The sequence below is a fragment of the Cellulomonas cellasea genome (assembly GCF_030372105.1).
In the GTDB taxonomy this organism is placed as follows: domain Bacteria; phylum Actinomycetota; class Actinomycetes; order Actinomycetales; family Cellulomonadaceae; genus Cellulomonas_A; species Cellulomonas_A cellasea_A.
Genome location: NZ_JAUDBQ010000001.1, coordinates 364894 through 385902 on the forward strand (window position 1 = coordinate 364894; position 21009 = coordinate 385902).

Sequence of the window (21009 nt, forward strand, 5' to 3'; positions counted from 1 at the left end):
CAACCCCGTCCATGCCAGAGGCCCCACGACGCATCGTCGTGGGGCCTCTCGCATCGCCCACTCAGCCGAAGCGGCCCGAGATGTAGTCCTCGGTGGCCTTCTGCCGCGGCGAGGAGAACATCGTCGCGGTGTCGTCCAGCTCGATGAGCCGGCCGGGCTCGCCGGTGCCGGCGATGGTGAAGAACGCGGTGCGGTCCGAGACTCGCGCGGCCTGCTGCATGTTGTGCGTGACGATGACGATCGTGTACTCGGCCTTGAGCTCGGAGATGAGGTCCTCGATGGCGAGGGTCGAGATGGGGTCGAGCGCCGAGCAGGGCTCGTCCATGAGCAGCACCTGCGGGCTGACGGCGATGGCGCGGGCGATGCACAGGCGCTGCTGCTGGCCGCCGGACAGGCCGGCGCCGGGGCGGTCGAGGCGGTCCTTGACCTCGTTCCACAGGTTCGCGCGGCGCAGCGACGACTCCACGAGGTCCTGCGCGTCGCCCTTGGAGATGCGGCGATTGTTCAGCCGCACCCCGGCCAGCACGTTGCCGGCGATCGACATCGTCGGGAACGGGTTGGGGCGTTGGAACACCATGCCGACCTGGCGGCGCACGGCCACGGGGTCGATGTCGCGGCCGTACAGGTCGACGCCGTCGATCTCGACCTTGCCCTCGACGCGCGCGCCCGGCACAACCTCGTGCATGCGGTTCAGCGTGCGCAGGAACGTCGACTTGCCGCAGCCCGACGGGCCGATGAACGCGGTCACCGAGCGTGGCTCGATGGACATCTCCACGTCCGCGACGGCCCGGAAGGCGCCGTAGTAGATGTTGAGGTCCTTGACCTCGATGCGCTGTGCCATCGGTGCTTCCTGTCGTGTCCGGGGGGCGGGTCCGGGGGATGTGGTGGGGGCGGCCATCAGCGGGGCAGCTTCGGCGCGAACATGCGGGTGATGAGCCGGGCCACGAGGTTCAGCAGCATCACGATGAGGATCAGCACGAGCGCCGCTGCCCAGGCGCGCAGGTACGCGATGTCGGGGATGCACGCGATGCTCGCGTCGTTGCACGGCGTCAGGCCCTGGCTGTACTGCCGGTAGACGTACACGGGCAGCGTCATCATGCGGCCCTCGAAGAGGTTGTAGTTGATCGAGTCGATGACGCCGACGGTGATGAGCAGCGGCGCCGTCTCGCCGATCACGCGCGCGATGGCGATCATCACGCCGGTGCCGATGCCCGCGACGGCGGTGCGCAGCACGACCTTGACCACCATCAGCCACCGGGGCACGCCCAGGGCCAGCGCGGCCTCGCGGAGCTCGTCGGGCACCAGGCGCAGCATCTCCTCACAGGAGCGCACCACCACCGGGATCATCAGCACCGACAACGCCACGGATCCGACGACGCCCATCTTGACGCCGGGCCCCAGCAGCACCGCGAACAGGGCGTAGGCGAACAGGCCCGCGACGATGGACGGGATGCCCGTCATCACGTCCACGAAGAACGTGACGGCCTTGGCCAGGGCGCCGCGCCCGTACTCGACCAGGTAGACGGCCACCATGATGCCCACGGGCACGGAGATCAGCGCCGCGAAGAGCGTGATCTCCACGGTGCCGACGATCGCGTGGTAGATGCCGCCGGCGTCCATGCCGCCGAACACCCCGCGCATCGAGTGCGAGAGGAAGTACGGGCTCAGCCGCTCGACGCCGTTGGCGACGACAGTCCAGATGAGCGAGACGAGCGGGGCCATGGCCAGCACGAAGGCGGCGACGACGAGCACGCGCATGATCTGGTCGGTGCGCCGGCGGCGGCGGTCGACAGTGCGCAGCAGGTCGCGGGTCGACTGCCCGCTGGTCTGCGAGGCGGGGGCCGGCGCGGAGGTCGTGGACATCTCAGCGTCCCTTCTGGGCGCCGCGCGCGACGATGGCCCGGGCGGTCATGTTCACCGCGAGGGTGATGACGAACAGCGCGAGGCCGGTGGCGATGAGCGTCGAGACGCCCAACGGGTTGGCCTCGGGGAACTGCGCGGCGATGTTCGCGGCGATGGTCTGCTGCTGGCCGGCGACCAGGAGCTTGAAGGAGTAGAGGGTCCCGGGCGACAGGACCATGAGCACCGCCATCGTCTCGCCCAGCGCGCGGCCCAGGCCGAGCATCGAGGCCGACGCGATGCCCGAGCGGGCGAACGGCAGCACGGCCGTGCGGATCATCTCCCAGCGGGTGGCGCCCAGGGCGAGGGCGGCCTCCTCGTTGAGCCGGGGGGTCTGCAGGAACACCTCGCGCACCACGGCGGTGATGATCGGCAGGATCATCACCGCGAGCACCACGGCGACGGTGAGGATGACGCGCGGCGGCTGCGACGCCGGGCCGGAGAACAGCGGGATCCAGCCCAGGTTGTCGCTGAGCCACGTCCACGCGGGCGCGAGCCACGGCGCCAGGACCACGACGCCCCACAGCCCGTAGACCACCGACGGGATGGCCGCGAGCAGGTCCACGGCGTAGCCGAGCGCGTTCGCGAGCCGGCGCGGCGCGTAGTGCGAGATGAACAGCGCGATGCCGACGGCCACCGGCGCCGCCATGGCCAGCGACAGTGCCGCGACCAGCACCGTGCCGAACGCGAGCGGGCCGATGAAGCCCAGCAGTGACGTGTCCGCCGGGAACCACGCGATCTTCGCGGACAGCTCGGCGGGGTCCGTCTGCATCGCGGGCCACGCCCGCAGCACCAGGAACACCGCGACGGCCGCCAACACCACGAGGATCAGCACGGCCGAGGCCGTCGCCGTCCAGCGGAACACCCGGGAGGCGCCACGGTCCGCGGTGCGGGCGCGCCGCAGGCCGCGAGGGCTCAGCAGCCCGGTCCGGGCGCCAGTCATCGCGGCGTGGTTGTCGTTCGCGGGACTGCCGGCCGTGTCAGCCGGTGGCCCCTCGGTGTCGTGCTGCACCTGGTCGCTGTGCCGTGTCATGCGTGCCTTCTTGTCATGCGTGCTCCTGCACGGGCCGTCTGCTGCGGCGCCGGTGGCCGCCCCGCCTCCCCCCAGGCGCGGGGCGGCCACCGGCGGTCCCTCAGGAGGCGGCGCTGATCGAGTCGATCGCTGCCTGGACGTCCGTGCGCAGGGCCTCGGAGATCGGCGCCGAGCCGGCGGCGCTCTCCGACGCCTTCTGCCCCTGCTCGCTCACCACGTACGTGAGGAACGCCTTCACCAGGTCGGCCTCCTCCTGCGTCTCGTAGGCCGGGCAGGCCACGCCGTAAGACACGAGCACCAGCGGGTAGGCGCCCGCCTCGGTGGTGGTCCGGTCGAGCTTGATGACGATGTCGTTCGCGTCGCGCGAGTCGTCACGGGGCGAGGCGTCCAGGGCCTTGGCCGCGGCGGCCTCCGACGGCGCCACCCACTCGTCGCCGACCTTGATGCTCGCGGTGCCCAGGTCGCCGACCTTCGACAGGTCCGCGTAGCCGATGGTGCCCTGCGCGCTCTGCACCGTCTGGATGAGGCCCGACGTGCCCTGCGCCGACTGGCCGCCCTCGAGGGGCCAGTCACCGCTCGCCTCGTGGGCCCAGGCCCCGCCCGACGCCTTGCTCAGGTAGTCGGTGAAGTTCTTGGTGGTGCCCGAGTCGTCCGAGCGGTGCACCGTGGTGATCGCGAGCGACGGCAGCGTCACGCCGGGGTTCTCCGCGGCGATCTCGGGGGCGTCCCACTGCGTGATCTTGCCGTCGAAGATGGCGGCGGTGGTGGCCGCGGACAGGTTGAGCGAGTCGATGCCGTCCAAGTTGAAGGTGACGGCGATCGGGCTGACGTACACCGGCAGGTCGATGGCCGCGGAGCCCGAGCACCGCTCGATCGACTGCGCCAGCTCGTCCTCCGAGAGCGCCGAGTCCGTGCCCGCGAACTGCACGCCGCCCTCGAGGAACTGGGTGCGGCCGCCGCCCGAGCCCACCGGGTCGTAGTTGACGGTCACGTCGGGGTTCTCGTTCTGGAAGCCGGCCCGCCACGCCTCCATCGCCGACTCGATCGAGCTGGCGCCGGCGCCGTTGAGCTCGCCGCTCAGGTCGCTCGCCGACGGCGCGCCAGCGGCGCCCGTGGCGCCCCCGACCGGGTCGTCCGAGCCACAGGCCGTCAGGGTCAGTGCGAGCGTTCCGGCCAGCGCCAGGGCTCCAGCGCGGTGAGGGGAGAGCTTCACAGGGGTTCCGTCCCGTCAGTGCAGTGCGCACCGTCTGTGCGCGACCACTCCTGACGGTAGGCACGCCAGGTGACTGGATCAGCCTCCCTCGGTGAACCCCAGGTGAACGGCTGACGACGATTCGCCGCCGCCTGCCGCTGCCCGCCGGCTCAGGCGGGGACGTCGTCCGTGAGCTTGTAGCCCAGGCCGCGCACGGTCAGCAGCAGCCGGGGGTTCGCGGGATCGGCCTCGATCTTCGCCCGCACCCGCTTGACGTGCACATCCAGCGTCTTGGTGTCGCCCACGTAGTCCGAGCCCCACACCCGGTCGATGAGCTGGCCGCGGGTCAGCACCCGGCCGGCATGCCGCAGCAGCAGCTCGAGCAGCTCGAACTCCTTGAGCGGGAACGCCACGACCTGGCCGTTGACCTGCACCACATGGCGCTCGACGTCCATCCGCACGGGGCCGAGCTCGAGGGTGTCGTCCTCCGGGTCCGCCGCCTGCGCCGGGTCCCCCGCGGGCGCCGCGGCCCCGCTCGCCGGGGCGGTGGACTCCCGGCGCCGGAGCACGGCGCGCACCCGCGCGAGCAGCTCGCGGAACGAGTAGGGCTTGGTCACGTAATCGTCGGCGCCCAGCTCGAGGCCGACCACCTTGTCGATCTCGGAGTCCTTGGCGGTGAGCATGATGATCGGCACGTCGCCGCGGGCCCGGAGCTGGCGGCACACCTCCGTGCCGGACAGCCCGGGGAGCATGAGGTCGAGTAGCACCAGGTCCGCGCCCACCCGGTCGTACTCGGCGAGCGCCTGGGTGCCGGTGGCGGCGGTGACGACGTCGAAGCCCTCCCGGCTGAGCTGGTACGTCAGCGGGTCGCGGTAGGACTCCTCGTCCTCGACCAGCAGGATGCGCGTCACGGGGTCTCTCCGGTCTTGTCGGTCGGGCGCGCGTCGTCGGCGCGCCGCTCGGGGGTGATCGTGCTGGTGGCGCGGGGGGCGTGGGCGGCGTCCGCCTCCGGGAGGCGGATCGTGAACGTCGAGCCCTGGCCGGGCTGCGACCAGACGGTCACGTCGCCGCCGTGGTCCGCGGCGATGTGCTTGACGATGCTGAGCCCCAGCCCGGTGCCGCCGGTGTCGCGTGAGCGCGCCGGGTCCACACGGTAGAACCGCTCGAAGAGCCGCTCCTGGTCCTCGGGCGCGATGCCGATCCCCTGGTCCACCACGGCGATCTCCACGAGCCCGTCGACCAGCCGCACCCCGACGCCGATGCGCGTCTGCGCGGGCGAGTACGCCACGGCGTTGTCCAGGAGGTTCCGCACCGCGGTGACCAGCAGCGCATGGTCGCCGAAGACGTGCAGCCCTGTGGGGCCGCCCACCTCGAAGACGATGTGCTTGGCGTTCGCCGCGACCCGGGCGCGGTCCACCGACTCCTCGATGACGCCGTCCACCTCGATCGGGACGAGCTCCTGGATCGCGCTGGCGACCTGCAGGCGGGACAGCTCGATGATCTCCTGCACGAGTGTCGACAGGCGCGCGGCCTCGCCCTGCATGCGCCCGGCGAACCGGCGCACCGCCTCCGGGTCGTCCGCGGCGGCCTCGACGGTCTCAGCGAGCAACGCGAGCGCGCCGACCGGGGTCTTGAGCTCATGGGACACGTTCACCGCGAAGTCACGGCGGATCTCCTCGACCCGGCGGGCCTGCGTGCGGTCCTCCGCGAGGACCAGCAGGTGCCGCGGCCCGACCTGCGCGACGCGCACCTGCACGGTCACGGTGCCGGCGCCCACGGGACCACGCGGCAGGTCGAGCTCCTCGTCGCGGATCACGCCGTCGCGACGCACCTCGGCGACCATCTGCCGGATGACGGCATGCGCGACCCGCCGGTCGCGGACGATCCCGAGCGTGTAGGCGGGCGGGCTCGCGCGGAGCACGTCGTCGTCGTCGTCGAGCACCACGGCCGCCGAGCGCAGCACCGCGAGCACGCGGACCAGGCCGTCGTCGAGCTCCGGCTCCGGCTGCGGGGCCATCTCCCGCTGCGACCGCTCGCTCCAGCGGAAGCCCAGCGCGGCGACCAGGCCCGTGAGCAGGCCGATCAGGCCCGCGAGGACCACCACACCACCTTCGAGGCCATTCACGCTCTTCAGCGTACGTGCGGCGCCTGCGCAGGTCAGCGACCTGGCAGCCGGGACGCCTGTTCCTTGCCTGATGTTCACCTCGACGCGGGCGCCCGTTCACCTGTGCCTGCGATCCTGGTGGCCGCGGGACATCTTTGACCGCCCAGAGAGAGGCAACTTCGTGCGCCACATCTTCGACGCCGAGCTCACGCAGCTCGGTCAGGACCTCGCGGCGATGAGCCGCCGGGTCGAGCACGCCGTGACGAGTGCCGGGACGGCGCTGCTGACCGCCGACCTCCAGCTCGCCGAGTCCGTCATCGCCGACGACCTGGCCATCGACGCGATCGAGCGGGACCTCGACGAGCGCTGCGTGCTCCTGCTCGCCCAGCAGGCCCCGGTGGCCACCGACCTGCGGGTCGTCGTGTCCTCGCTGCGGATGAGCGCGACCCTCGAGCGCATGGGCGACCTCGCCCGGCACGTGGCCGAGGTCGCGCGCGGCCGGTACCCCCGGGTGGCGATCCCGCAGAGCCTGACCGGCACGTTCGCCGAGATGCACGACGCCGCGGCGCGGGTGGGCCGGCGCACCACCACGCTGCTCACCACCCACGACTTGGCCGTGGCCGAGAAGATCGAGCGCGACGACGACCTGCTCGACGAGCTGCACCGCGACACGTTCAACGCGACGCTGGGCCCGTCGTGGGACGGCACCGCGCAGGAGACCGTCGATGTGACGCTCGTGGGCCGCTACTACGAGCGGTTCGGCGACCACGCCGTCTCGATCGCGCGCCGCGTCACGTACCTGGTCACGGGCGACTCCGAGGTCGCGGCGCGCTGACGCCGCGCACGACAACCCCGCTCCACGCCGAAGGGCGCCGCACCCCTGCTGGGGTGCGGCGCCCTTCGGCGTGCTGCGGTGTGCGACCGGGTCAGCGACCCTGGTTGGCCACGGCCTTGATCGCGTCGGCGGCGGCGGCCGGGTCGAGGTACGTGCCGCCCGGGTTCGTCGGCTTCAGCGTCTCCTCGTCCAGCTCGTAGACGAGCGGGATGCCGGTGGGGATGTTGATCCCGGCGATCGTCTCGTCGTCGACGCCGTCGAGGAACTTCACGATCGCGCGGATCGAGTTGCCGTGCGCCGCCACGAGGACGGTCTTGCCGGACTTCAGGTCGGGGACGAGGTCCGACTCCCAGTAGGGCACGACGCGCTCGAGGACCTGCTTGAGCGCCTCGGCGGACGGGATCGGCTCACCGGCGTACCGCGGGTCGCCGTCCTGCGAGAAGGCCGAGCCGGGCTCGATGGGGGGCGGCGGGACGTCGTACGAGCGGCGCCAGAGCATGAACTGCTCCTCGCCGTACGTCTCGAGCGTCTGCTTCTTGTCCTTGCCCTGCAGGGCGCCGTAGTGGCGCTCGTTCAGGTGCCAGCTGCGGCGGACCGGGATCCAGTGGCGGTCGGCGGCGTCCAGCGCGAGGTTCGCCGTGGTGATGGCACGGCGCAGCAGCGAGGTGTGCACGACGTCGGGCAGGACGCCCTCGTCGACGAGCAGCTTGCCGCCGCGCTTGGCCTCCTCGACGCCCTTCTCAGACAGGGGGACGTCCACCCAGCCGGTGAACAGGTTCTTGGCGTTCCACTCGCTCTCGCCGTGGCGGAGCAGCACGAGGGTGTAAGTCATGGGTTCCATCCTGCCGCACCAGCGCGGTGGCGCACGGGGGACGTTCGACCCGTGGGCGCCCAGGCCAGGACTGGTGGTCACCCGCGACGGCGGGAGCCCTCCGTGGCGTAGACCTTGAGCACCTGTGCCGCTGTCGCGTCCCACCCGTACCGCTCGGCGACCCGGCGGGCCCCCTGCGGCCAGGTGGTGCGGAGCTCCGGCGCCGCCAGCGCGGAGGTGAGCGCCTGCGCCCAGACGTGCGGCTCATGCTCGGAGACGAGCCGCCCGGACACCCCCTCGACCACCACGGAGCGCAGCCCGCCGACAGCCGCCGCCAGCACCGGGGTGCCGCAGGCCTGGGCCTCGACCGCGACCAGCCCGAAGGACTCCGAGCGGGACGGCATCGCCACCAAGTCGGCCGCGCGGTACCAGCGCGCGAGCTCCGCGCGGGGCACGGGGTCCCGGAAGAGCACATCCGCCTCGACGCCGCTCGACGCCGCGAGCGCCTGCAGCTCGCGCACCGCCGTGGGGCGGCCGCTGGGGCCGCCGAGCACCACGAGCAGCGGGACCCGGCCGCCGCTCGCGGCGATCTCCGCGAGGGCGCGCACCAGCAGGTCCGGGCCCTTGAGCGGCTGGACGCGCCCCGCGAACAGCACGATGTCCCGATCGGCGGGCAGGCCCAGGGCCGCGCGCTCGGCCAGCCGGTCGGGGACCGGGGTGAACAGCTCCAGGTCGACGCCGGGCGCCACGACATGCACCCGGGCCGGATCGGCGTCGTACAGCCGCACCAGCTCGTCGGCCTCCTGCGAGGTGCTGGCCACGAGCGCGTCGGCGGCGGCGACCACCTGCTCCTCGCCGATGACCCGGCCCCACGGCTCAGGGCTGTCCCCCGGGGCCAGGGAGGCGTTCTTCACCTTGGCCATCGTGTGCATGGTGTGCACCAGCGGGACCTCCCACCGGTCCGCGGCGAGCCAGCCGACCTGCCCCGAGAGCCAGTAGTGGGTGTGCACCACGTCGTACCAGCCGGGCCGTCGGGCCGCCTCGGAGCGCAGGACCCCGGCGGTCATCGCGCAGAGCTGGCCCGGGAGGTCGTTCTTGTCGAGGCCCTCGAACGGGCCGGCGGGGACGTGGTGCACCAGCACCGGCGGGACCACGCCGGGCGGCACGGACGGCGCCAACAGCACGTCATGCGCCGCCTCGCCCGTCAACGGGCTGCCATCCGCGGCCGTGCCGTCGAGCATCACCGTCTCCGGCAGCGTCGAGGAGGTCGCGCGCGTGAAGATCTCCACCCTGGCGCCCTGGCGGGCGAGAGCCTGGGACAGCTCGGCCACGTACACGTTCATCCCACCCGCGTCGCCGGTGCCCGGCTGGTCGAGTGGGGAGGTGTGCACCGAGAGCATGGCAACCCGGGGTTGCTCGAGGGTCACAGCGCTCCTGTCGAGGATCTGGCGTCGCGGCGCCCAGCGGCTGGCCGGCGCGACTGCGTCGACCTCCATTGTGGGCCAGATCCGGGCCTCAGCCGACCTGTGCGCCGTCCAGCGCCGGCCGGTCGGGGCAGACCGGGACGGGCCGGGCAGCCCCAGGTGGGGGCCCGGCGGGGAGGAGCGGCTCAGCCCGCGGGGTGCGCCACCACGCAGGCGGCCGACGGCACACGCAGCGTGTGCGCCACCGCGCGGCTGCCCGGGGCCAGGGCCACGACCGCGCCCGGGATCTGCTCGGCCACCACGGCCCACCCCTCCACGACGGCCAGGTGGCGGGGCCAGCCGCCAGACAGCTCGGTGGGCGGCGCCGCCTGTTCGAGCAGCCCGTCCGGCCGGATCCGCAGGGCGGCCACTAGGTCGGTCTTGCGGACGCCCACGAGCAGCAGGTCGCCGTCGCGCTCGATGTGGGACGGCAACGCGGTGGACGGCAGCTCGGCCGGCGGCGGCGAGCCGAGCGGGACGCGCTGCACATGCTCGCCCGTGGCCGCGTCCCGATCCCAGGCCAGGACGTGGACCGCCTGGTCCAGCTCCCCCACCACGTAGGCGTGGCGGCCATCGGCGGCGAAGACGAGGTGGCGTGGGCCGGCGCCGGCGGGCAGGCGCGCGGCGATGCCGTCCTCGGTGAGCAGCCCGTCGCCGGCCACCCGGTAGCGGCGCAGCTCGTCGGTCCCCAGGTCGCTGACCAGCAGGTGGGCGCCGCCGGGCGCGAGCACGACGAAGTGCGCGTGCGGGGACTCCTGGCGGTCGGCGCGGGGGCCGGAGCCGGTGTGGCCGAAGACTTGCGCCGGGCCGCCGGCGTCCAGCACCTCGGGAGCAAGGTGGCCGTCGGCGTCTAGCGGCAACACCGCCAGGGTCCCCGAGGAGTAGTTGGCGGCGTAGAGCGTGCGGGCGTCGGGGGCCAGCAGCAGGTGGCAGGGATGGGCGCCGCCTGACGACACCGTGGCCTGGCGCACGAGGGCGCCGTCACCCTCCGGAGCGGCCGCTGGATCGGCCACTGTGAACACGCTGACCGTGCCCGCCTCGTCCTCCCCCACGGCGTACAGCACCCGCCCGGACGGGTGCACGGCCAGGAACGACGGCGCCGGGGCGGTCGCCACCTGACGGCCCGCGAGCCGCCCGGTGGCCGGGTCCAGCGTGACCCGCCAGATCCCCTCGCCGGCGCCCGTGGGCGCATCCGCCCCCAGCTCGGGGTACGTGCCGACCCACAGGGCCCTGGAGGTCGGCGCAGACGACGCGGCGGTGGTGGCGGACGGCTCGGCGGCAGGGGTGTGCTCGGTCACAGTGGTGGAGCCTAGACGTCACCCGGTTCCGGCGCGCCGCTTGTTGACCAGGTCGAACGCGACGGCCAGCAGCAGCACGAAGCCCTTGATGGCCTGCTGCCACTCGGTGTCCACCGACATGATCGACAGGCCCATGTTGAGCACGCCCATGACGAGCGCGCCGATGATGGCCCCGGAGATCTTCCCGATGCCCCCGGTGACGGCCGCCCCGCCGATGAAGCAGGCGGCGATGGCGTCGAGCTCGTAGTTCTGCCCGGCGGCGGCCACCGAGGCGCCGGCCCGCGAGGTGGTGACCACCGCCGCCATCCCGGTCAGCAGGCCCATGTTGAGGAAGATCCAGAAGTTGGTCCTGCGGGTGTCCACCCCCGAGAGGATCGCGGCCTGCCGGTTGCCGCCGATCGCGTAGATGTGCCGCCCGAACACGGTGTGCCCCATGACGAACGTGTAGACGAGGATCAGCACCCCGACGATCACCAGCACGATCGGCGTGCCCCGGGCGCTCTGCGACAGGATCCACGCGAAGGCGCCGATGCCCACGGTGATGAGCACGAGCTTGATGGTGAACGACAACCGCGGCTCGAGCACGAGGCCCTCACGCCGGAGCGCCGCGCGGGACCGGAGCTGGCTGGCCACGATCACCGCGATGGTCGCCGCGCCGAGCAGCAGCGTGACCACGTCCCCGTTGGCCACGTACCCGAGCGCGTTGGGCAGCGACCCGTTGGAGATGTCGACGAACGGCTGCGGGAACCCGGAGACCGTCACGCCCACCAACACGATGGCCAGCCCACGGAAGATCAGCATCCCGGCGAGAGTGACGATGAATGCGGGGATGCCCACATACGCGACCCAGTACCCCTGCCAGGCGCCCACCGCCGCCCCGACGGCCAGGCCGAGCAGCACGGCCAGCAGCCATGGCAGCCCGAGCTCCTTCATCGACAGGCCCACGATGGCGCCGACGAACGCGACCACCGACCCCACCGACAGGTCGATGTGCCCGGCCACGATGACCATGACCATGCCGATGGCCAGGATCATCACGTAGGCGTTCTGCTGCACCAGGCTGGCCACGTTGTTCGGCAGCAGCAACTTGCCGTCCGTGAGCACCTGGAACAGCACCACGATCACCACGAGCGCGCCGAGGATGCCGTACTGGCGCACGTTGCCGCCCATCCCCTGCATGCGCGCCCGCAGTGACAGCGCCGACGCGGTGCGCTGCGGCGGCGACTCGGGCGGCGTCGGCGTCGTCATCGTGCTCATCGGGCGGCCCCGTCCTTGTCCATGGTCATGAGGTGCATGAGGGACTCCTGGTTCGCGTCCTCGCGGGACACCTCGCCGGTGACGCGCCCGGCGGAGAACGCGTAGATGCGGTCGCAGATGCCGAGCAGCTCGGGCAGCTCGGAGGAGATGACGATGACCGCCTTCCCCTCGTCCGCGAGGCGGTTGATGATCGTGTAGATCTCGTACTTCGCCCCGACGTCGATGCCGCGCGTCGGCTCGTCGAGGATCAGCACGTCGGGATCGGCGAAGATCCACTTGCTGAGCACGACCTTCTGCTGGTTGCCGCCCGACAACTTGCCGGTCAGCGCCTCCACTGTCGTCGTCTTGATGCCGAGGCTGGTCCGGTACTCCTCGGCGATCCGCACCTCCTGGCGCCCGTCCACCACGCCCCATCGGGAGACCTTGCCCAGCGCGGACGCGGACACGTTGCGGCGGATGGTGTCGAGCAGGTTGAGGCCGTACTTCTTGCGGTCCTCGGTCGCGTACGCGATGCCGTGGCGGATGGCGTCCCCCACGGACGCGAGGTGGACCTCCTGACCGTCTCTGAGGACGCGCCCCGAGATGCCGGCGCCGTAGGTGCGGCCGAAGACGCTCATCGCCAGCTCGGTGCGCCCCGCCCCCATCAGCCCGGCGAGCCCCACCACCTCGCCCCGGCGCACGTGCAGGCTGGCCCCGTCGACCACCACCCGGCCCACGTCGACGGGGTGGTGCACCGTCCAGTCCTCGATCCGCAGGGCCTCCTCGCCGATGCGCGGCGTCCGCTCGGGGAACCGGGAGTCCAGCGCCCGGCCCACCATGGCCCGGATGATGCGCTCCTCGGTGACCTCCACCTCGTCGTGCATGTGCAGGGTCTCGATGGTCCGGCCGTCCCGGATGACAGTGGTGCGATCGGCGATGGCCTCGATCTCATTGAGCTTGTGGCTGATGAGGATCGACGTGATGCCCTCGTCTTGCAGGCTGCGGAGCAGGTCGAGCAGGTGGCTGGAGTCCTCGTCGTTGAGCGCCGCGGTGGGCTCGTCGAGGATGAGCAGCCGCACCCGCTTGGACAGCGCCTTGGCGATCTCCACGAGCTGCTGCTTGCCGACGCCGAGGTCCAGCACGGGGGTGTCGGGCCGCTCGTCGAGCCCCACCCGGGCGAGCAGCTTGGCCGCCTGCGCGTTGGTGGCCGTCCAGTCGACCACCCCGCGCTTGGCCCGCTCGTTGCCGAGGAAGATGTTCTCCGCGATCGACAGGTAGGGGCTGAGGGCCAGCTCCTGGTGGATGATGACGATCCCGCGCTCCTCCGAGTCCCGGATAGTGCGGAACTCGCACGGCTCGCCCTCGAAGAGGATCTGCCCCGCGTAGCTGCCATGCGGGTACACCCCCGAGAGGATCTTCACCAGCGTCGACTTGCCCGCGCCGTTCTCCCCGCAGATCGCGTGGACCTCGGCGCGGGCGACCTCCAGGGTGACGTCCTGCAGCGCCGTGACTCCGGGGAACGTCTTGGTGATCCCCCGCATCTCGAGGATGGCGTCCTCGTCTGCCATGTCAGCCCGCCCCGCCCTCAGCCCGCCCCGTCCGGCGTCGGTCAGAGGCCGACGTCGGCGGCCGTGTAGAAGCCTGAGTCGATGAGCGTGGACTGGATGGTGTCCTTGGTGACGACGACGGGCGGCAGCAGGTAGGTCGGCACGACCTTGACCTCGTTGTTGTAGCTCTCCTCGTCGTTCACCGAGACCGTCTCCCCGGCGAGCACCTGGTCGACCATGGTGGCCACCTGGTCGCCGAGCGTGCGGGTGTCCTTCCAGACGGTCATCGCCTGCTTGCCGGCGATCATGTTCTCGACGTTGGCCTCGTCGGCGTCCTGCCCGGTGACCAGCGGCCAGTCCACGCCCACGGTGTACCCGGCGCCCTCAAGGGCCTGCTGGATGCCGAGCGCGAGGGAGTCGTTGGGCGAGAGCACCACGTCGACCTTGTCGGAGCCGTAGAACGAGTTGAGGCGGTTCTCCATCTCGGCCTGGGCGGTCTCGGAGGACCAGCCCTGGATGCCGATGCTGGACCACTCGTCGTTCGAGGCCGGGGCCTTGCCGGAGGGCACCACGAGCTGGCCGCTCGTGACGTACTCGCCGAGCACGTCCCACGCGCCGGAGAAGAAGAACTTGGCGTTGTTGTCGTCGGGCGAGCCGGCGAAGGGCTCCAGGTTGAACGGCCCGGCGCCGGTGTCCAGGCCGAGCTGCTCGACGATGAACTCGCCCTGCATCTGGCCGACCTCGTAGTTGTCGAAGGTCGCGTAGTAGTCGACGTCCTCGGTGCCGTTGATCAGGCGGTCGTAGGCGATGACGGTGATGTCCTTCTCCTTCGCCTGCGCGAGGACGGGGGCCAGCGCCGTGCCGTCGATCGAGGCGATGACCAGGACCGCCGGGTCCTGGTTGATCATGTTCTGGAGCTGGGTGATCTGCTGGTCCACCTTGTTGTCGGCGAACTGCAGGTCCGTCTCGTAGCCCGCGTCCTGCAGCAGCGACTCGAGGTGCGCGCCGTCCTTGTTCCAGCGCTCGAGGCTCTTGGTCGGCATCGCGATGCCGATCAGCGAGCCCTCGGCCGCGGCGCCGCCGGTCTCCTCGGTGTCGGCGTCCCGCTCGGCGCTGCATGCGGCGGTCGCGAGCAGGAGCGCGACCCCTGCGGCCGCGGCGATCGTTCTGGTCGTGAGAGACATCATCGTCCGCCCTTTCCGTCCCGCCGCCGGACCACCCGGTCGACGCCCCAGGCGCCTCGTCGCGCCCGCGCTGTCCAGGGGGCTGGCATGTCTGGGCCCCCGTCGGCCCGTGCCCCCGTCTGCCGCCTCGGGCTCGATGCCCGATTTGTTGTGGCGCTGAATTTAGGAGGTGAACGTACGCGGCGCAAGGAGTTGGGCGCGTCTAGATTGTCACGATATGGCATAGGCCGCCGCGCGACCGCCCCGGACGCGACGAAGCCGGCGCCGAGCACCCCGGAGGGTGTCGACGCCGGCTTGGCGTGGCATGGTCGGGCAGGCGCCTCGCGCCGCGCGCTGACCAGGCCAGACGCGCGGGCACCACCCCGTCAGGGGCGGCGGTCGCGCGTCAGAGCCCCACGTCCTCAGGCTTGTAGAAGCCGGAGTCCAGCAACGTGTCCTTGATCGAGTCCTTGGTGACGACCACGGGGGGCAGCTGGTACGTCGGGACGATCTTCACGCCGTTGTTGTAGGTCACCTCGTCGTTGACCGTGACCTTGGAGCCCTTGAGCGCCTGGGTGACCATCGTGGCGGCCTGGTCGGCGAGCGTGCGGGTGTCCTTCCACACGGTCATGGCCTGGCGGCCGATGACCATGTTCTCCACGTTGATCTGGTCGGCGTCCTGGCCGGTGATCAGCGGCCACCCCTCGCCCTCGGTGTACCCGGCGGCGAGCAGCGCCTGCGTGATGCCGAGCGCGAGCGAGTCGTTCGGGGACAGCACGACGTCGACCTTGGTTGATCCGTAGGACGACTCCAGGCGGCTCGCCAGCTCGGCCTGGGCGGCCTCCGACGTCCACCCCTCAATGCCGATGCTCGCCCAGTCGTCATTCGACGCCGGGGCCTTTCCGGACGGCACCACGAGCTGGCCGTTGGCGACGTACTGGCCGAGCACATCCCAGGCGCCGGAGAAGAACAGCTTGGCGTTGTTGTCGTCGGGCGAGCCGGCGAAGGGCTCCAGGTTGAACGGGCCAGTGCCGGCGCGCAGATCGAGCTGCTCGACGATGAACCTGCCCTGCAGCTTGCCGACCTCGTAATTGTCGAAGGTCGCGTAATAGTCGACGTCGCCGGTGCCGTTGATCAGGCGGTCATAGGCGATGACGATGACGCCCTTCGCCTTCGCCTCGGCCAGGACGGGCGCCAGCGAGGATCCGTCGACTGCGGCGACCACCAACGCGTCCAGGTCCTGCTCGAGCATGTGCGTGATCTGGGCGACCTGCTGGCTCGCCTGATTGTCGGCGAACTGCAGATCCGTGTCATAGCCCGCGTCCTGCAAGAGGCCCTCCACGCGCGCGCCGTCCTTATTCCAGCGCTCCAGGCTCTTCGCGGGCATCGCGATGCCGACGAGCCCGAGGGAGTCCCCGCCCACGGCCTCGGCGTCCGCGGGCGAGCCGCATGCCGTGACGCCCAGGAGGAGCGCGGCTCCCGCCGCTGCGACGATGGCCTTAGTGATCTGAGACGTCATTGTCCGACCTTTCAATCCCACCGCCGGACCCCCCGGTCGGTGCTGGGCGCACCGCCGACGCCCGGCGACAGGGGGCACTCCACGAAGGGGCCCCGACTGCGCCGACGCGCCCTCGCTGCTTCCGGACCGCTGTCCGTTGTACAACTCACCCCGAGGAGAGCGAACTCACCGCAGTTGAGTGCCAGTACAGCCAGGAGATGTCACGTTGAGGACACAATTTGGTCTCACATTGGTGACATTCCCGCTCCAGCACTTGCCGAATGCCCAGACACCTGGCGAACCAGACATCCTCATGTCGACAAGCGGGGCGCCACCAGCCAGGTCAGCGGGCCTCCGCGTCGATGAGCGTCGCCCCATCAGCCCAACCGGCAGGGTCGGACACCACGGCGTTCAGGGCCACCAAAGCGCCGCCGGTCATCGCCGGATACTCCCCCGCCTGCGCCGCGCTGACCTCGATCGGCGACCACGGGGAGAAGATCACACACCGCTCGAGCTGCTGCTCCACCGCCTTGTGCACGAACGGGAACACCTCCCCGAACGTCCCGCCCAACACCACCAGGCCGACGTCCACCACGCTCACCACATTCGCCACCGCGACGCCCAGCGCCGTGGCCCCGCGATGCAGGGAGTCCACCGCCGCGGGGTCGCCCGCCTGGGCCGCCCTCAGCAGGCTGGACAGCGGCTCGGTCGGGTCGAGGCCCGCCCCCCGCATCAGCGCGTCCTGCCCGGCCAGGTCTTCCAGCGTCGATATCCCCTCCGGGTGGCGCCACACCGCCCGACTGGAGGCGTGCGGACGCCCCTCGGGCGCGGCGAACGCGTCCACCACCGTGTGCCCGATCTCCCCGCTCCACCCGTGGCGCCCCGGGAAGATCTCGCCGTCGAGCACGATGGCCGCGCCGATCCCGACCTCGCCTGAGATGTACACGAAACTCGAGCGCGCGCCGTCGAGGGCACGGGTGTCGGCCTCGGCCCTGGCCGCCAGCTTGGCCTCGTTCGCCAGGCGCGGCGGCAGGCCCGCGAGCACGGGGTGCTCGGTGAGGATCCCGATCACGTCGACGTCCCGCCACCCGAGGTTCGGCGCGACGCGCAACGGGCCCGTGATGCGGTCCACCAGGCCGGGCAGGGCGAGCGCCGTGCCCGCCACCCGGATGCCGTCGGAGCCGAGGTTGGACACCACCCGGGCCGCGATCCGCGCCAATCGGTCGAGGACTGCCACCGGGTCGCTGTCCCGGAAGTCGCCGAGCTCGACCCGCTCGCTGAGCACGCGCCCGCCCAGATCGAGCGCGCGGACGCCCAGGTAGTCGACATTGATCTCCATGCCGATGCCGGCCACCGTGCCGCGGGCGGGCGCCAGCGGCACCGCCGGACGGCCGGCCCGCACCGCGGCGGCGGGCTCGAGCTCGACCAGCAGGTCAGCGGCGATGAGCTCGTCGACCAGGCCCGAGACGGTCGCCCGCGAGAGCCCTGTCGCGGTGGCGATATCCGCGCGAGACTGGGGCTGCGCGCAATCCAGCACGTGGCGCAGAGCGAGGCTCAGGTTCTGGTCGCGCACGCCTGCCTGGCGGGCTGCGCGGTCGACGGTCGCTGCGGACCGCGGGCGGCGGACCGGTCCTGTGCTGTGGGCGGGCATGACTTGACCCTAGCGGTTCCGGTGGATAAGTTCAGAGCCACAACAAATCTCGACGAGGAGTCCTCCATGGCACTGAAGCCCACCCCCGAAGACAAGTTCTCGTTCGGTCTGTGGACCGTCGGCTGGGAGGCGCGCGACCAGTTCGGCGACGCCACCCGCCCGTGGCTGGACCCGGTGGAGTCCGTGCACAAGCTGGCCGAGCTCGGCGCGTCCTACGTGACGTTCCACGACGACGACGTCGTCCCGTTCGGCTCCGACGCGAACAGCCGCGACAAGATCCTCGCCCGCTTCAAGGAAGCGCTCGACGAGACCGGCGTCAAGGTCGAGATGGTCACGACCAACACGTTCAGCCACCCGATCTTCAAGGACGGCGCGTTCACCTCGAACGACCGCCGCGTGCGCCGCTACGGCCTGCGCAAGATCGTCCGCAACGTGGACCTGGCCGCCGAGCTCGGCGCCGACACGTTCGTCATGTGGGGCGGCCGCGAGGGCGCCGAGTACGACTCCGCGAAGGACCTCAAGGCCGCGCACGACCGCTACGCCGAGGGCATCGACACCGTCGCCGCCTACATCAAGGAGAAGGGTTACGGCCTGCGCATCGCGATCGAGCCCAAGCCCAACGAGCCCCGCGGCGACATCCTGCTCCCCACCGTCGGCCACGCGCTCGGCTTCATCGCCCAGCTCGAGCACGGCGACATCGTCGGCCTGAACCCGGAGACCGGCCACGAGCAGATGGCCGGCCTGAACTACACGGGCGGCATCGCCCAGGCGCTGTGGGCTGACAAACTCTTCCACATCGACCTCAACGGCCAGCGGTCCATCAAGTACGACCAGGACCTCGTCTTCGGCCACGGCGACCTGTTCTCCGCGTTCGCCACCGTCGACCTGATCGAGAACGGCTTCCCGTCCGGCGGCCCCCGCTACGACGGCCCGCGCCACTTCGACTACAAGCCGTCGCGCACCGAGAGCTTCGACGGCGTGTGGGCCTCGGCCGCCGCCAACATGAGCACCTACCTCATCCTCAAGGAGCGCGCGAAGGCCTTCCGCGCCGACCCCGAGGTGCAGGCCGCTCTCGAGGCGTCCGGCGTCTACGACCTGGCCAAGCCGACGCTCGCCGAGGGCGAGACGCTGGCCGACCTGCTCAACGACCCGTCCGCCTACGAGGAGCTCGACGTCGACGCAGTGGCCGCCCGCGGCTTCGACTTCGTGCACCTCAACCAGCTCGCGCTCGAGCACGCGCTCGGCGCCCGCTGACCCAGCAGCACCCTGGACCCGGCGACCGTCCCACACGGTCGCCGGGTCTGCCTGTCCCCCTCGCCTTTCCCACCTCCGAAGGATGTCCGCATGCCGCTCGTCGCCGGGGTCGACTCGTCCACCCAGTCCTGCAAGGTCGTCATCCGCGACGCCGAGACGGGCGCCCTCGTCCGCAACGGCCGCGCGTCCCACCCTGACGGCACCGAGATCGCGCCCGCCCACTGGTGGGACGCCCTGCAGACCGCCGTCGCCGACGCTGGCGGGCTCGACGACGTCGACGCGATCGCCGTCGGCGGACAGCAGCACGGCATGGTCGCGCTCGACGCCGACGGGCAGGTCGTCCGCGACGCGCTGCTCTGGAACGACACCCGTTCCGCCGGCGCCGCACTCGACCTGATCGAGGAGCTCGGCGGGCCCGACGAGTGGGCCAAGGCCACCGGCGCCACCCCCGTCGCCTCGTTCACCGGCACCAAGCTGCGCTGGATGCGGGACAACGAGCCCGAGAACGCCCAGCGCACCGCGGCTGTGGCCCTGCCCCACGACTGGCTGACCTGGAAGCTCGCCGGAGCCCCCGGCATCGACGCGCTCGTCACCGACCGCTCCGACGCGTCCGGCACCGCCTACTGGTCCCCGTTCACCGAGGACTACCGCCGCGACCTGCTCGAGCTGGCCCTGGGCCACGACGCGGTGCTGCCGCGCGTCGCCGGGCCCAGCGAGCGGGCCGGCGTCTCGACGTTCGGCGCCCGCCGCGCGGTGCTGGGCGCCGGCGCCGGCGACAACGCCGCAGCCGCGCTGGGCCTCGGCCTGGAGCCCGGCGACGTCGCCATCTCCATCGGCACGTCGGGCGTGGTCTCCGCGATCTCCACAGTCCCCACCGCCGACGGCTCCGGCCTGGTCGCAGGCTTCGCCGACGCCACCGGCGCCTACCTGCCGCTGGTGTGCACGCTGAACGCCTCGCGTGTGCTCGACGCGGCGGCCCGGATGCTCGGCGTCGACCACGCCGGCCTGTCCGCGCTGGCCCTGTCCGCGCCCGCCGGGGCCGACGGGCTCGTCCTCGTGCCCTACCTGGAGGGCGAGCGCACCCCGAACAAGCCCGACGCCACCGGGGCCCTGCACGGCATGCGCCTGGCGAACACCACCCCCGCCCACCTGGCCCGGGCCGCCGTGGAGGGCATGCTCTGCGCCCTCGCCGACGGCGTGGAGGCCCTGCGGGCCCAGGGCGTCCCGGTGCGGCGCGTGTTCCTCATCGGCGGCGGCGCGCAGTCCGAAGCCGTGCGGCGCATCGCCCCCAGCGTGCTGGGCCTGGACGTCGCGGTCCCCACCCCCGGCGAGTACGTGGCCGACGGCGCCGCCCGGCAGGCCGCGTGGGCGCTCTCCGGCGCCGAGCACGCCCCGGCGTGGGGCGCGGCCGGCGTCGCCGACGTCTACCGGGCGGACGCCGCCCCGCGGGTGCGCGAGCAGTACGCGGCGGTGCGCGAGCTCACCACGGACCGTCCTGCCTGATCAGCACCACCCCGGACGCACACGAGCCCGGCGCCCCCTAACAGGGCGCCGGGCTCGTGTGCGTGTGGAACGGGTGCGTCAGTGCGCGGCCTCGTACGCGGCGCGGACATCGGCCGAGATGCGGCCACGCTCGGAGACGGGGTGGCCGTTGGCCTTCGCCCAGTCGCGGATGGCGCCGGCGTCGACGCCACCACCCGAACGGCGGGCGCGGCTGGTACGCCCCGCGGAGCGCCCACCCACCTTGCGCGCGTGGCCCACCCAGGTGGCCATGGCGTCCCGCAGCTCGGCAGCGTGCGCGGATGTGAGGTCGATCTCGTAGGACACGCCGTCGAGGGAGAAAGTGACCGTCTCGTCCGCGTTGCCGCCGTCAATGTCGTCGACGAGCAGGACCTGAACCTTCTGAGCCATTGTGTTGTCTCCTGTTGGGACGACTTAGTGAAGAATGCGTGCTCAGAGCATCGCACCTAATCAAAGTCGCGTCAAAGGATGACGGCCATATCTCATGAACCCTTGACGGGGGAA

The 21009-nt window shown here is 71.8% G+C and carries 18 protein-coding genes; 3 read left to right on the forward strand and 15 right to left on the reverse strand.

What is annotated here, in order from left to right:
* Positions 1-61: 61 nt before the first annotated feature.
* The 6 genes from pstB to QUV83_RS01705 all read right to left on the reverse strand — a co-directional run bounded on the left by pstB (position 62) and on the right by QUV83_RS01705 (position 6249).
* Positions 62-841: a phosphate ABC transporter ATP-binding protein PstB gene (pstB, locus tag QUV83_RS01680; RefSeq protein ID WP_066585560.1), complete on the reverse strand. Its 780-nt coding sequence runs from the start codon at positions 839-841 to the stop codon at positions 62-64.
* A gap of 56 nt (positions 842-897) precedes the next feature.
* Positions 898-1863 (reverse strand): phosphate ABC transporter permease PstA, encoded by a 966-nt coding sequence (pstA, locus tag QUV83_RS01685; protein WP_289562024.1) that lies wholly within the window; start codon positions 1861-1863, stop codon positions 898-900.
* Position 1864: 1 nt separating this feature from the next.
* On the reverse strand, positions 1865-2842 hold the full coding sequence (pstC, locus tag QUV83_RS01690; RefSeq protein WP_289562137.1) for a phosphate ABC transporter permease subunit PstC: 978 nt from the start codon (positions 2840-2842) through the stop codon (positions 1865-1867).
* Between the two features lie 190 nt (positions 2843-3032).
* Complete coding sequence (gene pstS / locus QUV83_RS01695; protein WP_289562026.1) at positions 3033-4145, reverse strand: phosphate ABC transporter substrate-binding protein PstS; 1113 nt, start codon at positions 4143-4145, stop codon at positions 3033-3035.
* 149 nt (positions 4146-4294) lie between these two features.
* Complete coding sequence (locus QUV83_RS01700; RefSeq protein WP_289562028.1) at positions 4295-5035, reverse strand: response regulator transcription factor; 741 nt, start codon at positions 5033-5035, stop codon at positions 4295-4297.
* Positions 5032-6249 (reverse strand): sensor histidine kinase, encoded by a 1218-nt coding sequence (locus QUV83_RS01705; protein ID WP_289562030.1) that lies wholly within the window; start codon positions 6247-6249, stop codon positions 5032-5034. Before QUV83_RS01705 ends, QUV83_RS01700 begins: the two co-directional genes overlap by 4 nt.
* A gap of 160 nt (positions 6250-6409) precedes the next feature.
* On the opposite strand from QUV83_RS01705, the gene phoU reads away from it, so the two are divergent.
* Entirely contained in the window at positions 6410-7063 is a 654-nt protein-coding gene (phoU, locus tag QUV83_RS01710) for a phosphate signaling complex protein PhoU (protein WP_289562032.1), read from the forward strand.
* A gap of 91 nt (positions 7064-7154) precedes the next feature.
* Here the strand turns inward: phoU and QUV83_RS01715 are convergent, their stop codons facing one another.
* The 8 genes from QUV83_RS01715 to QUV83_RS01750 form a co-directional block, all read right to left on the reverse strand.
* Positions 7155-7895, reverse strand: a complete 741-nt coding sequence (locus tag QUV83_RS01715) for a phosphoglyceromutase (RefSeq protein ID WP_289562033.1) — start codon at positions 7893-7895, stop codon at positions 7155-7157.
* Between the two features lie 77 nt (positions 7896-7972).
* Entirely contained in the window at positions 7973-9301 is a 1329-nt protein-coding gene (locus tag QUV83_RS01720; RefSeq protein ID WP_289562035.1) for a glycosyltransferase, read from the reverse strand.
* Positions 9302-9483: 182 nt separating this feature from the next.
* A complete protein-coding gene (locus QUV83_RS01725) occupies positions 9484-10635 on the reverse strand; it encodes a lactonase family protein (protein WP_289562038.1) in 1152 nt (383 codons plus the stop codon).
* Positions 10636-10653: 18 nt separating this feature from the next.
* Positions 10654-11892: a multiple monosaccharide ABC transporter permease gene (gene mmsB / locus QUV83_RS01730; protein ID WP_436231860.1), complete on the reverse strand. Its 1239-nt coding sequence runs from the start codon at positions 11890-11892 to the stop codon at positions 10654-10656.
* A complete protein-coding gene (gene mmsA / locus QUV83_RS01735) occupies positions 11889-13439 on the reverse strand; it encodes a multiple monosaccharide ABC transporter ATP-binding protein (RefSeq protein ID WP_289562040.1) in 1551 nt (516 codons plus the stop codon). The genes mmsB and mmsA overlap by 4 nt, the downstream gene beginning before the upstream one ends.
* A gap of 41 nt (positions 13440-13480) precedes the next feature.
* Entirely contained in the window at positions 13481-14602 is a 1122-nt protein-coding gene (gene chvE, locus QUV83_RS01740) for a multiple monosaccharide ABC transporter substrate-binding protein (protein ID WP_289562041.1), read from the reverse strand.
* A 385-nt stretch (positions 14603-14987) separates the two neighbouring features.
* Positions 14988-16100: a substrate-binding domain-containing protein gene (locus QUV83_RS01745; protein ID WP_289562043.1), complete on the reverse strand. Its 1113-nt coding sequence runs from the start codon at positions 16098-16100 to the stop codon at positions 14988-14990.
* A 322-nt stretch (positions 16101-16422) separates the two neighbouring features.
* On the reverse strand, positions 16423-17730 hold the full coding sequence (locus tag QUV83_RS01750) for an ROK family transcriptional regulator (RefSeq protein WP_289562045.1): 1308 nt from the start codon (positions 17728-17730) through the stop codon (positions 16423-16425).
* Positions 17731-17796: 66 nt separating this feature from the next.
* On the opposite strand from QUV83_RS01750, the gene xylA reads away from it, so the two are divergent.
* Both xylA and xylB read left to right on the forward strand, forming a co-directional pair.
* Positions 17797-18984, forward strand: a complete 1188-nt coding sequence (gene xylA, locus QUV83_RS01755; RefSeq protein ID WP_289562047.1) for a xylose isomerase — start codon at positions 17797-17799, stop codon at positions 18982-18984.
* A 90-nt stretch (positions 18985-19074) separates the two neighbouring features.
* Positions 19075-20487 carry a xylulokinase gene (gene xylB / locus QUV83_RS01760; protein ID WP_289562049.1) on the forward strand — a complete coding sequence of 471 codons (1413 nt, stop codon included), beginning with the start codon at positions 19075-19077 and terminating at the stop codon, positions 20485-20487.
* Between the two features lie 78 nt (positions 20488-20565).
* Here xylB and QUV83_RS01765 read toward each other — a convergent pair whose 3' ends face one another.
* The gene (locus QUV83_RS01765) at positions 20566-20895 is read right to left on the reverse strand and encodes a histone-like nucleoid-structuring protein Lsr2 (protein ID WP_289562051.1); all 330 of its coding nucleotides are present in this window, start codon (positions 20893-20895) and stop codon (positions 20566-20568) included.
* Positions 20896-21009 lie beyond the last annotated feature (114 nt).

Coding starts and splice junctions, on each gene's coding strand:
- mmsB (WP_436231860.1), bottom strand. CDS start 11,892: ATGAGCACGATGACGACGCCGACGCCGCCCGAGTCGCCGCCGCAGCGC.
- QUV83_RS01715 (WP_289562033.1), bottom strand. CDS start 7,895: ATGACTTACACCCTCGTGCTGCTCCGCCACGGCGAGAGCGAGTGGAAC.
- xylA (WP_289562047.1), top strand. CDS start 17,797: ATGGCACTGAAGCCCACCCCCGAAGACAAGTTCTCGTTCGGTCTGTGG.
- QUV83_RS01745 (WP_289562043.1), bottom strand. CDS start 16,100: ATGACGTCTCAGATCACTAAGGCCATCGTCGCAGCGGCGGGAGCCGCG.
- mmsA (WP_289562040.1), bottom strand. CDS start 13,439: ATGGCAGACGAGGACGCCATCCTCGAGATGCGGGGGATCACCAAGACG.
- QUV83_RS01750 (WP_289562045.1), bottom strand. CDS start 17,730: ATGCCCGCCCACAGCACAGGACCGGTCCGCCGCCCGCGGTCCGCAGCG.
- QUV83_RS01765 (WP_289562051.1), bottom strand. CDS start 20,895: ATGGCTCAGAAGGTTCAGGTCCTGCTCGTCGACGACATTGACGGCGGC.
- pstB (WP_066585560.1), bottom strand. CDS start 841: ATGGCACAGCGCATCGAGGTCAAGGACCTCAACATCTACTACGGCGCC.
- xylB (WP_289562049.1), top strand. CDS start 19,075: ATGCCGCTCGTCGCCGGGGTCGACTCGTCCACCCAGTCCTGCAAGGTC.
- chvE (WP_289562041.1), bottom strand. CDS start 14,602: ATGTCTCTCACGACCAGAACGATCGCCGCGGCCGCAGGGGTCGCGCTC.
- pstC (WP_289562137.1), bottom strand. CDS start 2,842: ATGACTGGCGCCCGGACCGGGCTGCTGAGCCCTCGCGGCCTGCGGCGC.
- pstA (WP_289562024.1), bottom strand. CDS start 1,863: ATGTCCACGACCTCCGCGCCGGCCCCCGCCTCGCAGACCAGCGGGCAG.